The organism is Martinezella miluonensis, from assembly GCF_900094545.1.
Classification (GTDB): Bacteria; Pseudomonadota; Alphaproteobacteria; order Rhizobiales; family Rhizobiaceae; genus Rhizobium; species Rhizobium miluonense.
Genome location: NZ_FMAH01000001.1, coordinates 1 through 15,463, shown reverse-complemented (window position 1 = coordinate 15,463; position 15,463 = coordinate 1). Strand labels below are relative to the sequence as shown.

The window sequence follows — 15,463 nt, the reverse complement described above, 5'->3', positions numbered from 1 at the left end:
CGCGGCGAGATCAAGCCGCTTCTTCCACAGGCGTATTTTCCTTGGGCTTGAGCTCGATCTGGCCGGAATTGGCAAGCCGGATGGCTTCCTGGGCGATGGCGCGCCGCGCGATAGCGATTTCGCGCGGGTTGATGCCGGTATTGCCCATCTGCAGATCCGATTCGATCATGCGACGCTGGCGCGGGCTGATCGAGGACAGGACGATCTCGCGAATCTCCGTGTTCGAGCCCCGCAGCGCCATGGTCAGAATGTCCGAGGCGATATCGTTGAGCAGCAGCACGCGGCTCGGCTGCGGCATGCGTGTGAGATCGTCGAACAGGAAGATCTTCGGACGAACCTTCTCGACCGATTCCTTGTTGATCGATTCGAGCGAGGTCAGCAGCGTATCGACCTGCGGCTTGTCGAGTTCGTTCATGAGGTCCGCGACCTTGGTCGAGCCGGAAGCGTTGCGTTCCGCATCGATCTCCGCCATCAGTCCGAGCACGCGGTTCTCGATGATCTGCGCGGCTTTCGGGCTGACTTCCTTCAGGTTGACGGTACGGTTCATGATGTCGGCGCGCTGGGCTTCGGGAAGCTGCAGCAGCACCTTCGCGCCGAAAGCGGAAGGCATCATCGACAGGACATAGGCGATAGTCTGCGGATGCTCGCGCAGGAGGAACTTGGCAACGAAGACAGGATCCGCTTCGCCCAGGCGATCCCAGATCGAGGTCTCGTAGGCCTGGAAGGCGGTACGGCGGCCGAGCAGGCTGTCTACTTCGTCCGGCGTCAGGCCTTCCTCGAGAATGCTCTCGATGGCCTTGGCGTTATCCATCAGGCCGGCGCCTTCGGTAAACAGGTCCTCGAATTCCGCGACGAGCTGAGCCAGTTCGTCCGGCGGAATGAGCCTCAGCGATTGCGCGGAGGCAATGATCATCTGCAATTCGTTCTGGGTAAAATATTTGAGCAGCCGCCCTGCCACCTGCTTTCCCATAGCAAGAAGGACGGCGGCCGCCTTTTCAGTCTGAGATAACGGTTTCTCGGCAAGTGCGCCGCTGAAATCGTCAAAGTCCATCATGGTCTTCGTCTCCATCCCGCACAGGGAGTGGGCTCATCCTGAGCCGGGTTCAGCTTTTTTTCGTGTTGTAGACTTCAGTGAGCTTGATACCGAATCTGGTGTCATCATGTTCCAGAACGGTAATTTCGCCCCGGCCGATCTTGCGGCCGTTTACGGTGATTTCGACAGGTTCGCCGATCTTCTTGTCGAGCGCGATGATTGCGCCTTCGCTCAGATTCATCAGGCCGGAAACCTGCATGCGGCTGGTGCCGAGCACGATCTGGACGTCGATCGGGATATCCATGATCATGTCGAGATTGGCGGCAAGAGCGCTGCCGAGCGGCGCCGGCGCCGCGGAGGCGCTGGCAAAATCGCTGTCGCCGAAAGCCGGGCTGGAATCCTCGTCGCCGAAATCGCCGAAGGTGGAAAGATCCGTGCCGGTTTCCGCGCCGAAGGCATCGGTGTCGAGATCCGGCATGCCGCCGTCGCTATCCTTCTTCAGGACGCCGCGCAGACCATCGATGGCCTCGTCCAATGCGGCGTCGCTGTTTGAAATCTCCAGCGATTCGTCGCTGTCTTGCTGTATCGTCTTCGTAGCCATGAAATCACTATTCCAGTTGAAACTTGCCTCAAGCTGCCGTGGGTGGGGAGGCCACCCGCCAGCCGGTCAATTCATTAGGTGTCGAAGAAGCTCGTCGTCGGAGTTGACGTTGTCCTTGACGCGCACAGTATAATTTTCGCCGGAACGGCCGAATTCGCAAATATAAAGGTCTTTGCTGTTGGCGCTGACCTCAACCCGGACGTCGCCGGTATTATCCATGAAGGGAATGACGTCGCCGACCTCGAGCTTGGAAATCGTATCGAGCGTCAGCGATTGCAGTCGGATGCGGGCTTCCAGCGTCACTTGCGAGCGGCGCACCTGTTCGCTGAGCTGCTCCGACCAGGCCTGGGAGGCGGCCGTTGGATTTTTCGCACGCGGCGCGCTGACGACGGTGCGCAGCAGATCGCGCTGGGGCACGATGATGACGATCTGGGAAACGCATTTGCCAAGCGAAATCATCATCGTGATTGCAGCGGCAAAGTCGTCGTTCTCCTCGCCAATCGCTGTCGGGAGATCTTCGACGTTGCGGGGCGGATCCAGGTAGGGCTCGAAGCCGCCAGAGGCGTTAACCGCCGAACGGAGCACATTGGCAATCTTGTCGAACACCATGACGGAAAGATCGAGCTCGATCACCGAAAGCGGCCTTGCAACGGCCACTTCCATGTCTTCCGGGCGAGCTCCCAGCATGTGTTCCATCAGCGTCATAATGAAACTGGTGCCGCAACCGAGAGCGAATTTGGGCGCCCAGTTGCGCAATGATCCGTTGACCATAGCATGATTGCCGCCGAGCCCGGCGATCAGGTCGTTCATCAAGCCGGACTGACAGCCGGCATAGGCAATGCTGATCTCGAGACCCGTCTCGCTCTTGATGATATCGGGCAGGAATTCGGCATAGACCTGAGCGAAGGAGGTACCGAGCTTGGAGATCGTCGCCTGATCGCCAAGATTGCCTGTGAGCTTGGCAAAGAGGGTGCGATCCATCGCTTGTGCCTTATGTGCGGATTGCTGGCTCATGATTGTCAGGCCGCCTTGCTTTCACCGCCGGGGTTCATCATTTCCTGCTCGACGGCATCGATGGATGGGCGCTCGTAGGAGGAGATGGTCTTACGGCCGTATTCGAGCGCGACCTGCGGTACGGAACCGTTCATGTAAGCCAGCAGCGTCTGCTTCACGATGACGTAGAGGCGGTGCTGCTTGTTGCGTACGACCTTGATCTGCGAAACCAGCGGCGCGCAGACGGAATAGGACAGGATGATGCCGAGGAAGGTGCCGACGAGCGCCGATCCGATGAGGTGGCCGAGAACCTCAGGTGATTCGTTGATGTGGCTCATGGCCTTGATGACGCCGAGAACGGCGGCGACGATACCGATGGCGGGGAACGAATCGCCCATGATCGTGATCGCGTGATAGGGCTTCATCTTGTCGTGCTGCATGGTGTCGAGTTCTTCGTCCATCAGCGCCTCGATCTCGTGCGAGCGGGCGTTACCGATGATGATGAGGCGGACATAATCGCAGATGAAAGCCGTGAGATCCTTGTTCTTCAACACCGTCGGCGCGGCCTGGAAGATCGCCGATTCATCCGGATTGTCGATATGGGCTTCGATCTCGTTGCGCGACTTGGTGCGCAGGTCGCGCATCAGGGCATAGAGCACGCCGAGCGTGTCGAGATAATTGCGTTCTTTGGGAACCGCATGGCGGAAGGCTTCGCCGAGCGCCTTGCCCGAGTCCTTCACGACCTTCATCGGATTGGCCATGATGAAGCCGCCGAGACCGGCGCCTGCGATAATGACAAATTCGAAGGGCTGGAACAGCGCGCCTACGTCTCCGCCCATAGCCATAAAGCTGCCTATGATGCAGCCGCAGGTCACTACAAATCCGATAATAATGTTCATCGTCGGTCCACACCTGAACGTTGCTTCATACGATGAACTAGGAGATCTGCCTTGCGTGAGGCTGTTCGATGTCGCTCGCAACCTTATTTTGCCGTGTCAGCTTCGCACAAGCCAATGCCGGCAGGATAGCGGGTAAGGGCATCCATGCCCCGCTAACGAAATGTAGGAACGCCCTAGCGTTTCCTTTCCCGTTATTCTCCAATGTCCGGAGGGCGTTGAAAATGCAGTCTGGTATTTATGTGGCGCTATCGTCCCAGATGGCGCTCGAGCGGCGTCTGACAACAATCGCCGATAACTTGGCCAATGTGAACACGACCGGCTTCCGCGGTACCGAGGTCAAGTTCGATCAGGTTCTCAGCAACACCGAAAACAAGCTCAACGCCAAGGTCGCCTTCGTATCGCAAGGCAACGACTATCTCTCCGTCGAAAATGGCGAACTGCAGAACACCGGCAATCTCTTCGATTTCGCCGTCAAGGGCGATGCCTGGTTCGGCCTGAATACGCCTGCCGGCCTGGTGCTGACGCGCGACGGCCGCTTCACCATGAACGAAAGCGGTGCGCTGGTGTCCGTGCGCGGCTTTCCCATCGTCGACCCCGGCGGCGCCCCGATCCAGCTCGATCCGTCGGGCGGCGCCCCGACCGTCGCGTCGAATGGCACGATCGCGCAGAACGGCAAGGTCATGGGTCAGATCGGGCTCTACAATGCGGATGTGGGCAAGGGTTTCCTGCGCTACCAGAATAGCGGCATCCTGCCGACCGACACGCCCCAGTCGGTTATCGACCGCTCGAATGTCGGCGTCGCACAGGGATATCTTGAAAATTCCAACGTGAACGGCATGCGGGAAATGACCAATCTGATCGAGGTCAGCCGCGCATTCGACAATATCAGCACGCTCACCAGCAGCAGCGAAGGCACTCTCACCGACGCGATCAAGACCCTCGGCGGCAGCCAGTAAAGAGGACGAATCATGGTCGAGGATCGGTTGCCGGAGGACGCGCTGTCGCCGAAGCTTTCGCATATGGCTGTTCTGGCAGGACAGTATGCGATGGCGGAGAATGCCGTGGCCCATGGCGGTCATGTGCGCACCATCGCCGCTGGACATTACACGGTTGCCGGCCTTTCCAGGCAGGTGCGCCTCGGTGACTTCGTTGCCCATCGCTCGAAGACGGGCATCCATCTCGGCGAGGTCGTGCGCGTCGAGCCGGAGCTGACCTATGTTTGTCCGATCGAGCCTGGCGAGCCGATCGGCATCCAGGATACCATCATCCGCAAGGGGGCTTTCCGCATCGCGCCCGACAACAGCTGGTGCGGCCGCACGATCAATTCGCTGGGCGAGCCGATCGACGGATTGGGCCCTTTGGCGGCGGGGCTCGAGTCGCGTTCGATCTCCAATACCGCTCCGCCGTCGATGACGCGCCAGCGCGTCGAAACCGGTTTCAAGACCGGCGTACGGGCCATCGATATCTTTTCGCCGCTTTGCCTCGGCCAGCGCCTCGGCATCTTTGCCGGCTCCGGCGTCGGCAAATCGACGCTCCTGTCGATGCTGGCCAGAGCCGAAGCCTTTGACAAGGTGGTCATCGCGCTTGTCGGCGAACGTGGCCGCGAAGTGCGCGAGTTCATCGAGGATACGCTCGGCAGCCATATGCAGAAATCGGTGGCCGTCGTTGCGACCAGCGACGAAAGCCCGATGCTGCGCAAGATGGCGCCTCTGTCGGCTATCACCATTGCCGAGCATTTCCGCGATCAGGGCGACAATGTACTTTTGATCGTCGATAGCGTGACCCGCTTCGCCCATGCCATTCGCGAAGTCGCCACCGCATCCGGCGAGCCGCCGATCGCCCGCGGATATCCCGCCTCGGTCTTCACGGAATTGCCGCGCCTGCTCGAGCGGGCAGGGCCGGGGCCGGAAGGCACGGGAACGATTACCGCCATCATTTCCATCCTCGTCGACGGCGACAATCACAACGACCCGATCGCAGACTCCACCCGCGGCATTCTCGACGGTCACATCGTCCTGCAGCGCAGTCTCGCCGAGGAAGGCCGCTATCCGCCGATCGATCCGCTGGCGTCGGTGTCGCGTCTGGCGCGCAAGGCTTGGACCTCGGATCAGGAAAAGCTGGTCTCGCGGCTGAAGGCGCTCGTGCACCGATATGAGGAAACCCGCGATCTGCGCCTGATCGGCGGCTACCGCCAGGGCAGCGATGGCGATCTCGATATCGCTGTCCGCCAGGTGCCGATCATCTACGACATTCTGAAGCAGACCCCTGGCGAAGGGCCATCGGAAGATGCCTTCACCGATCTTGCGACCGCGCTCAGAAATGGCTCTGCCGGCGCAGTGCCGGCGAGAGCCAAGTGACGGCCGCATGAAGGATCGCTTCAACCATCCATTGCTCGCAACCAGCCGATATTCCGGCATTGCGCGCCGAAAGAGGGGTCAGACGTGAGAGAATCCGACGCAGACGAACCGGTAACTCCGCCGAGGTCGGCAAGGAGACGGACCATCACCGACAAGGCTTTGGCCTGTACGGGGCTGGTGCTCGCCGGTGCCTCCGCCTTCTTTCCCTGGTACGTTTTCCTGAATCCGGACAAGTTCGGCATCCAGGTCGCTGAAGGCGATCGCACCCGCGATCTGCCGAACTGGCCTGGCCGCGAGGTGGTCAGCGTATCGCCGCTCGCCATGGTCAACAAGAACCCCAGCGAGCCGCGGGACCTAATTCCCGATCCGCTGACGACCGCGACAGTCAGCAATATCGGCCGCGAGGACGACAAGGGGCAACCCGCCGATCAGCAGCCGTTTCCCGGCAAGACCCCATTCCACCTGCTGCATGTGGTCAACGGGCGCGCGCTGATCGAGGACGATACCGGCATGTACGTCGTGCGCGTCGGCTCCGTTCTGCCCGACAACAGTCGCCTGGCCTCGATCGAACAGCGAGACGGAAAGTGGATCATCGTCACCTCCGCGGGCGATATCTACGGCAACAAATGAAAGACCCGGAAGTGCCTGTGTTTCCGCCACTTCGAAGACCTTCGCAGGAACGCAATTCCCGCAAGTCCCACGCAAGATTATCCCGCTAGTTTCCCAGTGTAAGAACGGAGTGAAGCCCATGCAACCGATTCAGCTCTTTGACCTGGCCTCGCGGCAAGCCGAGTGGCTCCAGGCGCGCCAGGAAGTCGTTGCCGGCAACATCGCCAATGCCAATACCCCGAAGTATCGCTCCAAGGACGTCACGCCGTTCCAGGCAGTTCTGGACAACCAGAACGTCACCATGGCGAGAACCGATCCTGCGCATCTTTCGGGCAATGATTTCAGTTCGAGCGGCAATATCAACGTGCAGGAAGCGTCGCTCAATCAGGAAATTGGCGTCCAGGAGTCGGGCAACACCGTCGGCCTCGAGGACGAGCTCTCCAAATCCGGTGAAATCAAGCGCCAGTACGGCTTGAATACTGCGCTCGTGAGTTCCTTTCATCGCATGATGTTGATGACCGTAAAACCATAGATGAAGTGAAGATGCCATGGACCCCTTATCCGCCGCTTTGAAGATTGCAGGCTCCGGCCTGGAGGCTCAATCGACCCGTCTGCGTATCGTTTCCGAAAATATCGCCAACGCCCGTTCGACGGGCGATACTCCCGGTGCCGATCCCTACCGGCGCAAGACTGTGACCTTTGGCGCCGAAATGGACCGCGCCAACGGCCTGACCACGGTCGGCGTCAAGAAGCTGGGCGAAGATACGGGCAAATTCATTCAGGAATACGATCCTGGCAATCCGGCTGCGGACCAGAAGGGTTATGTCAAGATGCCCAACGTCAACGTCCTCGTCGAAATGGCCGACATGCGCGAAGCCAACCGTTCCTATGAGGCCAACCTGCAGACGGTCCGCCAGGCTCGCGATCTCATCTCTTCCACCATTGACCTGCTGAAGAACTGATAATGATCGACTCAATCAAGAATGTCGCCTCTCTCTCGGCAACCCGCGGCCTCGGCAGCATCGCCACAGATCTGACGTCAGTCGCTACAGACGCGATGAACGCCTCGCCCGCCGTCGCGATGGGAGCAGAGGCGGGAATGAGCTTCGCCTCGGTCATGTCGAATGTCGCGAAGGATTCCGTCAACTCGCTGAAGGAAGCTGAAAACGCCTCCTTCGCCGGCATTAAGGGAACGATGAGCACGCGCGAAGTCGTCGATAAGGTCATGCAGGCCGACCAGACGCTGCAGACCGCAATCGCGCTACGCGACAAGGTCGTTACCGCATTTCTCGATATTACCAGGATGCAGATCTAGAGCGGGTTCTCTCGCTCTAATCACTTGATTTTGCGTAAGTTGTTCGCGCGCCGCATCGCGGCTCCGAAGACCACGCCCCAGCTCGAAGGACGAAAGCATGAGAGCGCTCGCAATTGCCGCAACGGGTATGAACGCCCAGCAGACCAATCTCGAAGTCATCGCGAACAACATCGCGAACATCAATACGACGGGTTACAAGCGTTCGCGCGCCGAGTTCTCCGACCTTCTCTATCAGACCGAGCGTGCCAAGGGCATTTCCAACCGGCCGAACCAGGCCGTGGTTCCGGAAGGCGCCAACATCGGCCTCGGCGTGCAGACCACTGCCGTCCGCAATATCCAGATCCAGGGGCAGTTGTCCCAGACGCAGAACGATCTCGACATCGCGCTCGTCGGCCGTGGCTGGTTCCAGATCCAGATGCCGGACGGTACGACGGCCTACACCCGCGCCGGATCGTTCAACAAGAGCGACACCGGCCAGATCGTCACGCCCGACGGCAATGTGCTGGCGCCCGGGATCACGATCCCGAACAACGCCACCAACCTCGCCATCAACCAATCCGGTCAGGTTTCCGCAACCATCGGTACGGCAACGACGCCGACCACCCTTGGGCAGCTTCAGATCGCCAACTTCGTCAACGAAGCCGGCCTGCAGCCGATGGGCAGCAACCTCTTCACCCAGACGCCGGCCTCCGGCACCCCGGTCATCTCCGATCCGAACCAGAACGGCTTCGGCTATATGAAGCAGTTTTACCTGGAATCGTCGAACGTCGATCCGGTCAAGGAAATCACCGATCTGATCACTGCGCAGCGCGCTTACGAGATGAACTCCAAGGTCATCACGACAGCCGACGACATGGCGCAGATTGTCAGTAAGAACCTGAAATAGCGGGAAGGACGGGCTGAACATGAGGTTTCGCCGGATGAAAAGCTTAGCAATGGCCTGGTTCGCCGCAGCGAGCCTTTCTATCGTGGTCGTGCCGGCCGCGCCCGCCGGCGCCCAGAGCGCCGATGCGAGCAGCATGGGTACCGCCGTCGTCCCGACCGAGACGATCTATCCCGGCGACATCATCAGCAGCGGCCAGCTCGAAGAGGTCGAAGTCACCAACCCCAATCTGACGGGCGACTACGTCAAGCGAATCCGGGAGGTTACCGGCAAGGTATCGAAGCGGACGCTTCTGCCCGGTCGCACCATCTCCGTTTCCTCGCTGCGGCAGCCCTTTGCAGTGATGCGCGGCTCCAATGTCCGCCTGGTCATGAGCATGGGCACCATGACGATCACGGCGGCGGGGACGCCACTGGATGACGGCGCCGTCGGCGACAGTATCCGGGCTCGCAACATGGATTCCGGCATCATCGTCAACGGCACGGTTCTTGAAAACGGTACGATCCGCGTGGTCGCAAAATGAAACGACTTCGTCAATTTCTCGCAATTCTGTTCGCGTTGCCCAGCCTGATCATTGCCGATCCGGCTGCCGCGATGCAGTCGCGCATCAAGGACATCGCGTCGCTGCAATCCGGCCGCGACAACCAGCTCATCGGCTATGGCTTGATCGTCGGTCTCCAGGGAACGGGTGACAGCTTGCGTTCGTCGCCGTTCACCGAGCAATCCATGCGCGCGATGCTGCAGAATCTGGGCATTTCGACCCAGGGTGGCCAGTCCGCGGCCAGGAATACCGCAGCCGTCATGGTGACGGCCAATCTGCCGCCGTTCGCAAGCCCGGGAAGCCGCATCGACGTGACGGTCAGCTCGCTCGGCGATGCGACGTCGCTGCGTGGCGGCACGCTCATCATGACCTCGCTGAGCGGCGCCGACGGCCAGATCTATGCCGTTGCGCAGGGTTCCGTCATCGTGTCCGGCTTCCAGGCGCAGGGTGCTGCCGCAAGCGTTACCGAAGGTGTCACCACTGCCGGTCGCGTACCGGGCGGCGCCATCATCGAACGCGAGCTGCCCTCGCGCTTCAAGGATTCGGTCAATCTGGTCCTGCAGCTGCGCAACCCCGATTTCTCCACCTCCATCCGCATCGCCGACACCGTCAACGCATGGGCAACGTCGCGTTACGGCTCGCCGATCGCCGAGGCGAAGGATTCGCAGGAGGTTACCGTCGCCAAGCCGAAGATGGCCGACCTGACGCGGCTGATGGCCGATATCGAGAATCTCAATGTCCAGACGGATACACCGGCCAAGGTCGTCATCAACGAGCGCACGGGCACGATCGTCATCGGCGCCGACGTTCGCGTCTCCCCGGTCGCCGTCAGCTATGGAACGCTGACCGTGCAGGTGAGCGAGAACCCGCAGGTGATCCAGCCCGAGCCGTTCTCGAACGGACAGACGGCCATTCAGGACCAGACCGACATCACCGCTACCAAGAGCGGCGGCCGTGTCGCCGTGCTGGAAGGGCCTGACCTGAAGACGCTGGTCTCCGGTCTCAACAATATCGGCGTCAAGCCGGACGGCATCATCGCCATCCTGCAAGGCATCAAGTCGGCCGGCGCCCTGCAAGCGGAGCTCGTGTTGCAATGATATCGATCGTCATCGCCAGAAGAATGCTGATCTCCGCGTGCCTCGCGACGACAGCTATGCTGCTGTCGCTTGATACCACGGTGGCGCAACAGGCAGCAAAGCCGGTTGTCGATCCGGCTTCCAGCCAGGACGAGATCCGGCAATTCTGCACCAACATCGCCGATCCGGCCCGTGATCAGCGCTATCTGCTGCAGAAGCAGGATCTGGAGAAGTTGCGTGGCGATATCGATCAGCGCATCGCCACTATGGATAAGCGCAAGGCCGAATATGAGGACTGGCTGAAACGGCGCGATGACTTCCTCAAGACAGCGGATCTCGGCCTGGTCGATATCTACAAGAACATGAAGCCGGATGCCGCAGCGGCAAGCCTCAACGAGGTCAGGACCGTCGTTGCGGCGGCCATCATCATGAAGCTATCGCCGCGTCAGTCGAGCCTTATTCTCGCGGAAATGGATGCGAAGAAGGCGGGCGTTATAGCCAATATCATCGCCAGCGCATCCAACCCGAATACATCGAAGTCGAAGGACCCCTCATGAACATGCGTCTTACGGCCACCTGCGCAATCGTCGTCTTTCTTGCCGGCTGCCAGTCGCAGGCCCTCAAGGAAATCGGCAGGGCGCCTGCCATGAGTCCGATCGGCAGCGGTTTGCAATATGCGCAGACGCCGCAGATGTCGCAATATCCGAAGCGGCCGCACCAGGTCGCGCAGGGCTATTCGCTCTGGAACGATTCGCAGGCCGCGCTCTTCAAGGACGCGCGCGCGCTCAATGTCGGCGACATCCTGACCGTCACGATCAAGATCGACGACAAGGCGAACTGGGACAACGAGACCAATCGCAGTCGTACGAACAAGAGCGATATGAACTGGAATATTTCCGCCAGGATCTTCGGCATGCAGCCCAACACCAAGGCCGATGCAACCTCAGGCTCTGACACCAGTACCGACGGCAAGGGCAAGATGCAGCGTTCGGAGCAGATCAACCTGTTGGTTGCCGCTGTCGTGACAGGCATTCTCGAGAATGGCAACCTGATGATCAGCGGCTCGCAAGAAGTCCGTATGAACCAGGAAATCCGCATTCTCAACGTTGCCGGTATCGTGCGGCCGCAAGACGTCACTTCGGAGAACACCATTTCCTACGACAAGATCGCCGAGGCGCGCATCTCCTATGGCGGACGCGGTCGCCTGACCGAAGTACAGCAGCCGCCGAGAGGCCAGCAAGCGGTCGATCTGCTGTCGCCGCTCTGACGGCTGACGGCATCGGATAGTTTGACAACGGACGGATAGGGATATGGCGGCAGCCGCAGACGAACCGACAAAGAGCAAGGGATCGCCGCTCATCATGACGATCATCGGGCTATCGGTGCTGACTGTGCTCGGCTGCGGCGGCGGCTGGCTGGTCGGCACCGTGGTCGCGCCAAGGATCAAGGCGGCCACCGCGGCCGTGCAGGCGAAAACGCCGGCAGCCGGCGGCAAGCAGGCCGCGGCCGCAGCGCAGGCAAACGGCATCATCGCGCTCGACCCGATTACCACCAATCTGGCTTACCCCTCGCAGAACTGGATAAGGCTGGAACTCGCCCTTGTATTCAAGGGGCAGCCGGATGCGCAACTCGCGCAATCGATCCATCAGGATATCCTGACTTATATCCGCACGGTCTCCCTGCAGCAGATCGAAGGGGCGCGCGGCCTGCAATATCTTCGGGATGACATTCAGGAGCGTGTTGACCTGCGCTCGGAAGGACGAGTATCGAAAGTTATGTTCAGAACTTTCGTGATCGAATGAGTCGATTAGTACTCGCCCTGTTAATATTAGTGATTGCTGCATTTTCGCCTGAACTGGCGATGGCGCAGCAATTTCCGCAACAGCTTCCCACCGATCTTCTGAACGCTCCGGTGAACGGCTCGGTTGCCGCCTGGATCATCAGAACGTTCGGGCTCCTGACGGTCCTGTCGATCGCGCCCGGCATCCTGATCATGGTGACGAGCTTTCCGCGCTTCATCATTGCCTTTTCGATCCTGCGCACCGGCATGGGCCTTTCGACGACGCCGTCGAACATGATCCTGCTCAGCCTGGCGCTGTTCATGACATTCTACGTCATGTCGCCGACCTTCGATCAGGCTTGGAAGGATGGCGTCCAACCGCTACTTGCCAATCAGATATCGGAAGCGGACGCCGTGCAGCGCATTGCCGAGCCGTTCCGCACCTTCATGTCGAACAATACCCGCGACAAGGACCTGAAGCTTTTCGTCGATCTGGCGAAGGAGCGGGGCCAGACGACCGTGGTCGACAACAAGATCGACTATCGCGTCCTCATCCCCGCTTTCATGATCTCGGAAATTCGCCGCGGCTTCGAAATCGGCTTCCTTGTGGTACTGCCGTTTCTCGTCATCGACCTGATCGTGTCAACCATCGTCATGGCCATGGGCATGATGATGTTGCCGCCGACGTCGATCTCGCTGCCTTTCAAGATTCTGTTCTTCGTGCTGATCGATGGCTGGAACCTGTTGGTCGGCAGCCTCGTCCGTTCATTCCACTGACAATTAGAGCATTTCCAGGAAAAGCGCGCAGCGGTTTTCCGTCCGGAATGCTCAAAGAAACAAGAAGATAGAGCGTTTTCGCTTTTCGAAGAGAAGCGGAAATGCTCTGGGACAAGCAATCGAAGGGCAATCGCCGGGAAGAATTTTCCTCCCGGCGACTTCGGGTTTATTCGGCGGCGATGGCCGCTGCGTTCTGGTCTTCCGTCATGAAGGGTTCCGCGCGGGTCGGCAGTGCCGGCACGTCCATATGGTCGGGCGCCAGTCCCTGCTTGGCGCGTTCCACCATCATCTCGAAGGCCGTCTCCAGATGGTGCGTGAAGCGCTCGGAGTCGAAGAGCGGCTTGATGTAGCGATTGGCTACCAGCGTCTCCTTGAGCTGCGCAATGCGTTTCGGCTGGTTGGCGAGTTCCACCGCCATGTCTTCGTACTGCTTGATGTCGTCGGCAACCAGCTCCGGCACGCCGATCGCGTTGAGCAGGCTTTCGCTGACGCGGGAGGCGAAGTTGGTGCCCTTCATGGTAAGCACCGGCAGGCCGCCCCATAGCTGTTCCGACGTGGTCGTATGGCCATTGACCGGGAAAGTGTCGAGACCGAGATCGGCAAGCTGTTGACGATCGATGTGTTCCTGGTAGCCGATACGGGCGGTAAAGATGACACGCTTGCGATTGATGCCGTTTGCCTCCAGACGCGCCCAGAGATTGGCTTCCGCTTTCGGGCCGTTGCACAGCAGCCAGAGCACGCTGTTCTTGGTGCGCTTGAGAATATTGCACCAGACGTCGATCATCTGCGAGGTGATCTTGCGGTTGCCGTTGAAGGAAGCGAAGACGAAGGCGTCTTCCGGCAGCCCATGCTCGGCGCGCGTCGTCGGCTGCGGCTTCGGACGGTTGAGCGGATCGTTCGGCTGATAGCATTCGGGCAGGCGGCAGAACTTTTCGTGGAAATGCTCTTTCGAACGCTCCGGCAGCACGTAATGGTCGCCGACGATGTAGTCGAGATCGATATTGACTGTTGTGCCGGGGAAGCCCAGCCAGGCAATCTGGATCGGAGCCGGCATGTGATTGAGAATGTGGGCCCGGCTTCCCTTGGTATGCCCCTTGAGGTCGATGAGTATGTCGATGTCACGCGCGCGGATCGCTTCCGCAGCCGCCTGGTTGGAAAGGTCGCGGATATCGACCATCGTTCCAAGCTTCTCGTAATCGAACTGCTCTTCCTGCTGAGCAAGCGGATTCGAGTGGTCGAACAGAGTGACCTCGAACCGCTCCTTGTCATGCAGCTCGAGAACATGCTGCAACAGCTTCATTGTCGCATGCCCCGGCCAGAAATCGGAGGAGAGATAACCGATACGTATCTTTCGGCCCCATGCGTGCGGAAGCGTGCGGCGTGTCTCGCCATGGCCGACGGGCAGCGGTTCGGTGTCGTGGATCGCGAGCTTGTTGATCGCCTCGTCGCCGCACCAGTGAAGATGGAAGAAAGGGTTGTCAGGGATGACGTGGTCGAGCCTGCCCTGTGCCAGCGATGCCACGACCGACGCCATGTGCTTGTCGACGGCCGCGAGATCCGACTCCTCGCGCGCGAAGATCAGATAGAGCGTCCGGAAGATGATATTGTCGGGGTAGGTCTTGAACAAAGTCGCAACGATGTGCTTGTTGCCTTCCTCGTAGAGATCGTCGGTGAGGAGCGTTGCCGCCATCATCCGATGCCTCATCTCCGGCCCTTCGACGAGCACGCTCTTGAAGCCGGTCAGAAGTTCTTTCTGCTGACGGGTCAGGAAAATGCGGCTGAGGACGAAGGCCAGATCCGGATCCTTGAACGCGAGCGGTAGGATCAGGCTGCCGATTGCCAGCGCCTGATCGTCATTGCCGCACTCGCTGTGGAGCAGCAGCGCTTCGCGCAGATAGTCGTCGCGACGGGGCGGTTGCCGGCCTGCCAGCTCGTAGGCGCTCGCTGCATCCGCCTTGAAGCCGAGCTTCAGAAGGGTCTTGGCCAGCAACGCGTAGGTTTTGGCCGACCTGTCGACGTTGAGCAGGTCGTTCAGCGTTTCGAGCGCGCGCGTATATTGTCCCTTCTGATAGAAACTGGACGCTGTCACAAAGGCGTTTTTCATATTCACGAGCGAGAACTCCAAGCGGAATGTTGAACCGGCCCTCTTCAAAGGCCGAGTGCCGGCATCATGGATTCGCTCGATCATCGCGCACGTAGCTTGCCTGAAACCGAAGCAACGATCGCAAGGCCTTTACGCATTCTTAGCCACGTTCCGGATAGGCGGCTTCGTTAAGGCCACGTTTAAGGAATTGGCAAGCAATGGATGCGACTTTCCTTGCGACATGACGGGTTTGGTCCTCTAGGAAGACGGATCGAGGGGCATGAAGCTGCTCCGTCATCGCCGGTATTCTCAGTCCGGTATGTCCTCCTTTCGTATCCAGTTTCCAGGGGACACACTCAATGACCAGCATTCTTACCAACAATTCCGCAATGGCCGCCCTCCAGACGCTGCGCGGCATCACCAGCAACCTGCAGCAGACGCAGAGCCACGTATCGTCGGGCCTGCGCATCTCCAAGGCTTCCGACAACGCCGCTTACTGGTCGATCGCCACCAGCA

19 protein-coding genes are annotated in these 15,463 nt (G+C 59.8%); 14 read left to right on the top strand and 5 right to left on the bottom strand.

The genetic code is table 11. The features are described from left to right. Positions 1-10: 10 nt before the first annotated feature. From fliG to motA, 4 genes are all read right to left on the bottom strand, one after another. Entirely contained in the window at positions 11-1,054 is a 1,044-nt protein-coding gene (fliG, locus tag GA0061102_RS00095) for a flagellar motor switch protein FliG (RefSeq protein WP_004128558.1), read from the bottom strand. 49 nt (positions 1,055-1,103) lie between these two features. Then, positions 1,104-1,634, bottom strand: a complete 531-nt coding sequence (fliN, locus tag GA0061102_RS00090; protein WP_092842883.1) for a flagellar motor switch protein FliN — start codon at positions 1,632-1,634, stop codon at positions 1,104-1,106. Between the two features lie 66 nt (positions 1,635-1,700). Beyond that, a complete protein-coding gene (locus GA0061102_RS00085) occupies positions 1,701-2,648 on the bottom strand; it encodes a FliM/FliN family flagellar motor switch protein (RefSeq protein ID WP_092842881.1) in 948 nt (315 codons plus the stop codon). 5 nt (positions 2,649-2,653) lie between these two features. Further along, a complete protein-coding gene (gene motA / locus GA0061102_RS00080; RefSeq protein WP_004128566.1) occupies positions 2,654-3,526 on the bottom strand; it encodes a flagellar motor stator protein MotA in 873 nt (290 codons plus the stop codon). Between the two features lie 221 nt (positions 3,527-3,747). On the opposite strand from motA, the gene flgF reads away from it, so the two are divergent. From flgF to fliP, 13 genes are all read left to right on the top strand, one after another. Further along, positions 3,748-4,482, top strand: a complete 735-nt coding sequence (gene flgF, locus GA0061102_RS00075; protein WP_092842879.1) for a flagellar basal-body rod protein FlgF — start codon at positions 3,748-3,750, stop codon at positions 4,480-4,482. A gap of 12 nt (positions 4,483-4,494) precedes the next feature. Continuing rightward, on the top strand, positions 4,495-5,883 hold the full coding sequence (gene fliI / locus GA0061102_RS00070; protein WP_092842877.1) for a flagellar protein export ATPase FliI: 1,389 nt from the start codon (positions 4,495-4,497) through the stop codon (positions 5,881-5,883). Positions 5,884-5,967: 84 nt separating this feature from the next. Then, entirely contained in the window at positions 5,968-6,513 is a 546-nt protein-coding gene (locus GA0061102_RS00065) for a flagellar protein (RefSeq protein ID WP_092842876.1), read from the top strand. Positions 6,514-6,631: 118 nt separating this feature from the next. Beyond that, entirely contained in the window at positions 6,632-7,024 is a 393-nt protein-coding gene (gene flgB / locus GA0061102_RS00060) for a flagellar basal body rod protein FlgB (RefSeq protein WP_092842874.1), read from the top strand. A gap of 16 nt (positions 7,025-7,040) precedes the next feature. Continuing rightward, on the top strand, positions 7,041-7,454 hold the full coding sequence (flgC, locus tag GA0061102_RS00055) for a flagellar basal body rod protein FlgC (protein WP_092842871.1): 414 nt from the start codon (positions 7,041-7,043) through the stop codon (positions 7,452-7,454). A gap of 2 nt (positions 7,455-7,456) precedes the next feature. Then, the gene (gene fliE, locus GA0061102_RS00050) at positions 7,457-7,807 is read left to right on the top strand and encodes a flagellar hook-basal body complex protein FliE (RefSeq protein WP_092842869.1); all 351 of its coding nucleotides are present in this window, start codon (positions 7,457-7,459) and stop codon (positions 7,805-7,807) included. A 97-nt stretch (positions 7,808-7,904) separates the two neighbouring features. Continuing rightward, positions 7,905-8,693 carry a flagellar basal-body rod protein FlgG gene (flgG, locus tag GA0061102_RS00045; protein ID WP_092842867.1) on the top strand — a complete coding sequence of 263 codons (789 nt, stop codon included), beginning with the start codon at positions 7,905-7,907 and terminating at the stop codon, positions 8,691-8,693. Positions 8,694-8,727: 34 nt separating this feature from the next. Continuing rightward, on the top strand, positions 8,728-9,213 hold the full coding sequence (flgA, locus tag GA0061102_RS00040) for a flagellar basal body P-ring formation chaperone FlgA (protein ID WP_425348502.1): 486 nt from the start codon (positions 8,728-8,730) through the stop codon (positions 9,211-9,213). Next, entirely contained in the window at positions 9,210-10,328 is a 1,119-nt protein-coding gene (locus tag GA0061102_RS00035; protein WP_004128596.1) for a flagellar basal body P-ring protein FlgI, read from the top strand. Before flgA ends, GA0061102_RS00035 begins: the two co-directional genes overlap by 4 nt. Further along, the gene (locus GA0061102_RS00030) at positions 10,325-10,864 is read left to right on the top strand and encodes a MotE family protein (RefSeq protein ID WP_092842863.1); all 540 of its coding nucleotides are present in this window, start codon (positions 10,325-10,327) and stop codon (positions 10,862-10,864) included. Before GA0061102_RS00035 ends, GA0061102_RS00030 begins: the two co-directional genes overlap by 4 nt. Beyond that, positions 10,861-11,574: a flagellar basal body L-ring protein FlgH gene (flgH, locus tag GA0061102_RS00025; protein ID WP_092842861.1), complete on the top strand. Its 714-nt coding sequence runs from the start codon at positions 10,861-10,863 to the stop codon at positions 11,572-11,574. The genes GA0061102_RS00030 and flgH overlap by 4 nt, the downstream gene beginning before the upstream one ends. A 43-nt stretch (positions 11,575-11,617) precedes the next feature. Continuing rightward, positions 11,618-12,109: a flagellar basal body-associated FliL family protein gene (locus GA0061102_RS00020; protein ID WP_092842859.1), complete on the top strand. Its 492-nt coding sequence runs from the start codon at positions 11,618-11,620 to the stop codon at positions 12,107-12,109. Next, entirely contained in the window at positions 12,106-12,864 is a 759-nt protein-coding gene (fliP, locus tag GA0061102_RS00015) for a flagellar type III secretion system pore protein FliP (RefSeq protein ID WP_092842852.1), read from the top strand. The genes GA0061102_RS00020 and fliP overlap by 4 nt, the downstream gene beginning before the upstream one ends. A 166-nt stretch (positions 12,865-13,030) precedes the next feature. Here the strand turns inward: fliP and GA0061102_RS00010 are convergent, their stop codons facing one another. Further along, on the bottom strand, positions 13,031-14,974 hold the full coding sequence (locus GA0061102_RS00010) for an O-linked N-acetylglucosamine transferase, SPINDLY family protein (protein ID WP_092843634.1): 1,944 nt from the start codon (positions 14,972-14,974) through the stop codon (positions 13,031-13,033). Positions 14,975-15,306: 332 nt separating this feature from the next. Between GA0061102_RS00010 and GA0061102_RS00005 the strand changes: the two genes are divergently transcribed. Next, positions 15,307-15,463 (top strand): flagellin N-terminal helical domain-containing protein (locus GA0061102_RS00005; protein ID WP_483423563.1); only part of this gene is annotated, 157 nt, incomplete at its 3' end.

Coding starts and splice junctions, on each gene's coding strand:
- flgC (WP_092842871.1), top strand. CDS start 7,041: ATGGACCCCTTATCCGCCGCTTTGAAGATTGCAGGCTCCGGCCTGGAG.
- GA0061102_RS00035 (WP_004128596.1), top strand. CDS start 9,210: ATGAAACGACTTCGTCAATTTCTCGCAATTCTGTTCGCGTTGCCCAGC.
- GA0061102_RS00020 (WP_092842859.1), top strand. CDS start 11,618: ATGGCGGCAGCCGCAGACGAACCGACAAAGAGCAAGGGATCGCCGCTC.
- fliI (WP_092842877.1), top strand. CDS start 4,495: ATGGTCGAGGATCGGTTGCCGGAGGACGCGCTGTCGCCGAAGCTTTCG.
- flgA (WP_425348502.1), top strand. CDS start 8,728: ATGAAAAGCTTAGCAATGGCCTGGTTCGCCGCAGCGAGCCTTTCTATC.
- flgH (WP_092842861.1), top strand. CDS start 10,861: ATGAACATGCGTCTTACGGCCACCTGCGCAATCGTCGTCTTTCTTGCC.
- fliG (WP_004128558.1), bottom strand. CDS start 1,054: ATGATGGACTTTGACGATTTCAGCGGCGCACTTGCCGAGAAACCGTTA.
- fliE (WP_092842869.1), top strand. CDS start 7,457: ATGATCGACTCAATCAAGAATGTCGCCTCTCTCTCGGCAACCCGCGGC.
- GA0061102_RS00030 (WP_092842863.1), top strand. CDS start 10,325: ATGATATCGATCGTCATCGCCAGAAGAATGCTGATCTCCGCGTGCCTC.
- fliP (WP_092842852.1), top strand. CDS start 12,106: ATGAGTCGATTAGTACTCGCCCTGTTAATATTAGTGATTGCTGCATTT.
- motA (WP_004128566.1), bottom strand. CDS start 3,526: ATGAACATTATTATCGGATTTGTAGTGACCTGCGGCTGCATCATAGGC.
- flgF (WP_092842879.1), top strand. CDS start 3,748: ATGCAGTCTGGTATTTATGTGGCGCTATCGTCCCAGATGGCGCTCGAG.
- flgB (WP_092842874.1), top strand. CDS start 6,632: ATGCAACCGATTCAGCTCTTTGACCTGGCCTCGCGGCAAGCCGAGTGG.
- flgG (WP_092842867.1), top strand. CDS start 7,905: ATGAGAGCGCTCGCAATTGCCGCAACGGGTATGAACGCCCAGCAGACC.
- fliN (WP_092842883.1), bottom strand. CDS start 1,634: ATGGCTACGAAGACGATACAGCAAGACAGCGACGAATCGCTGGAGATT.
- GA0061102_RS00085 (WP_092842881.1), bottom strand. CDS start 2,648: ATGAGCCAGCAATCCGCACATAAGGCACAAGCGATGGATCGCACCCTC.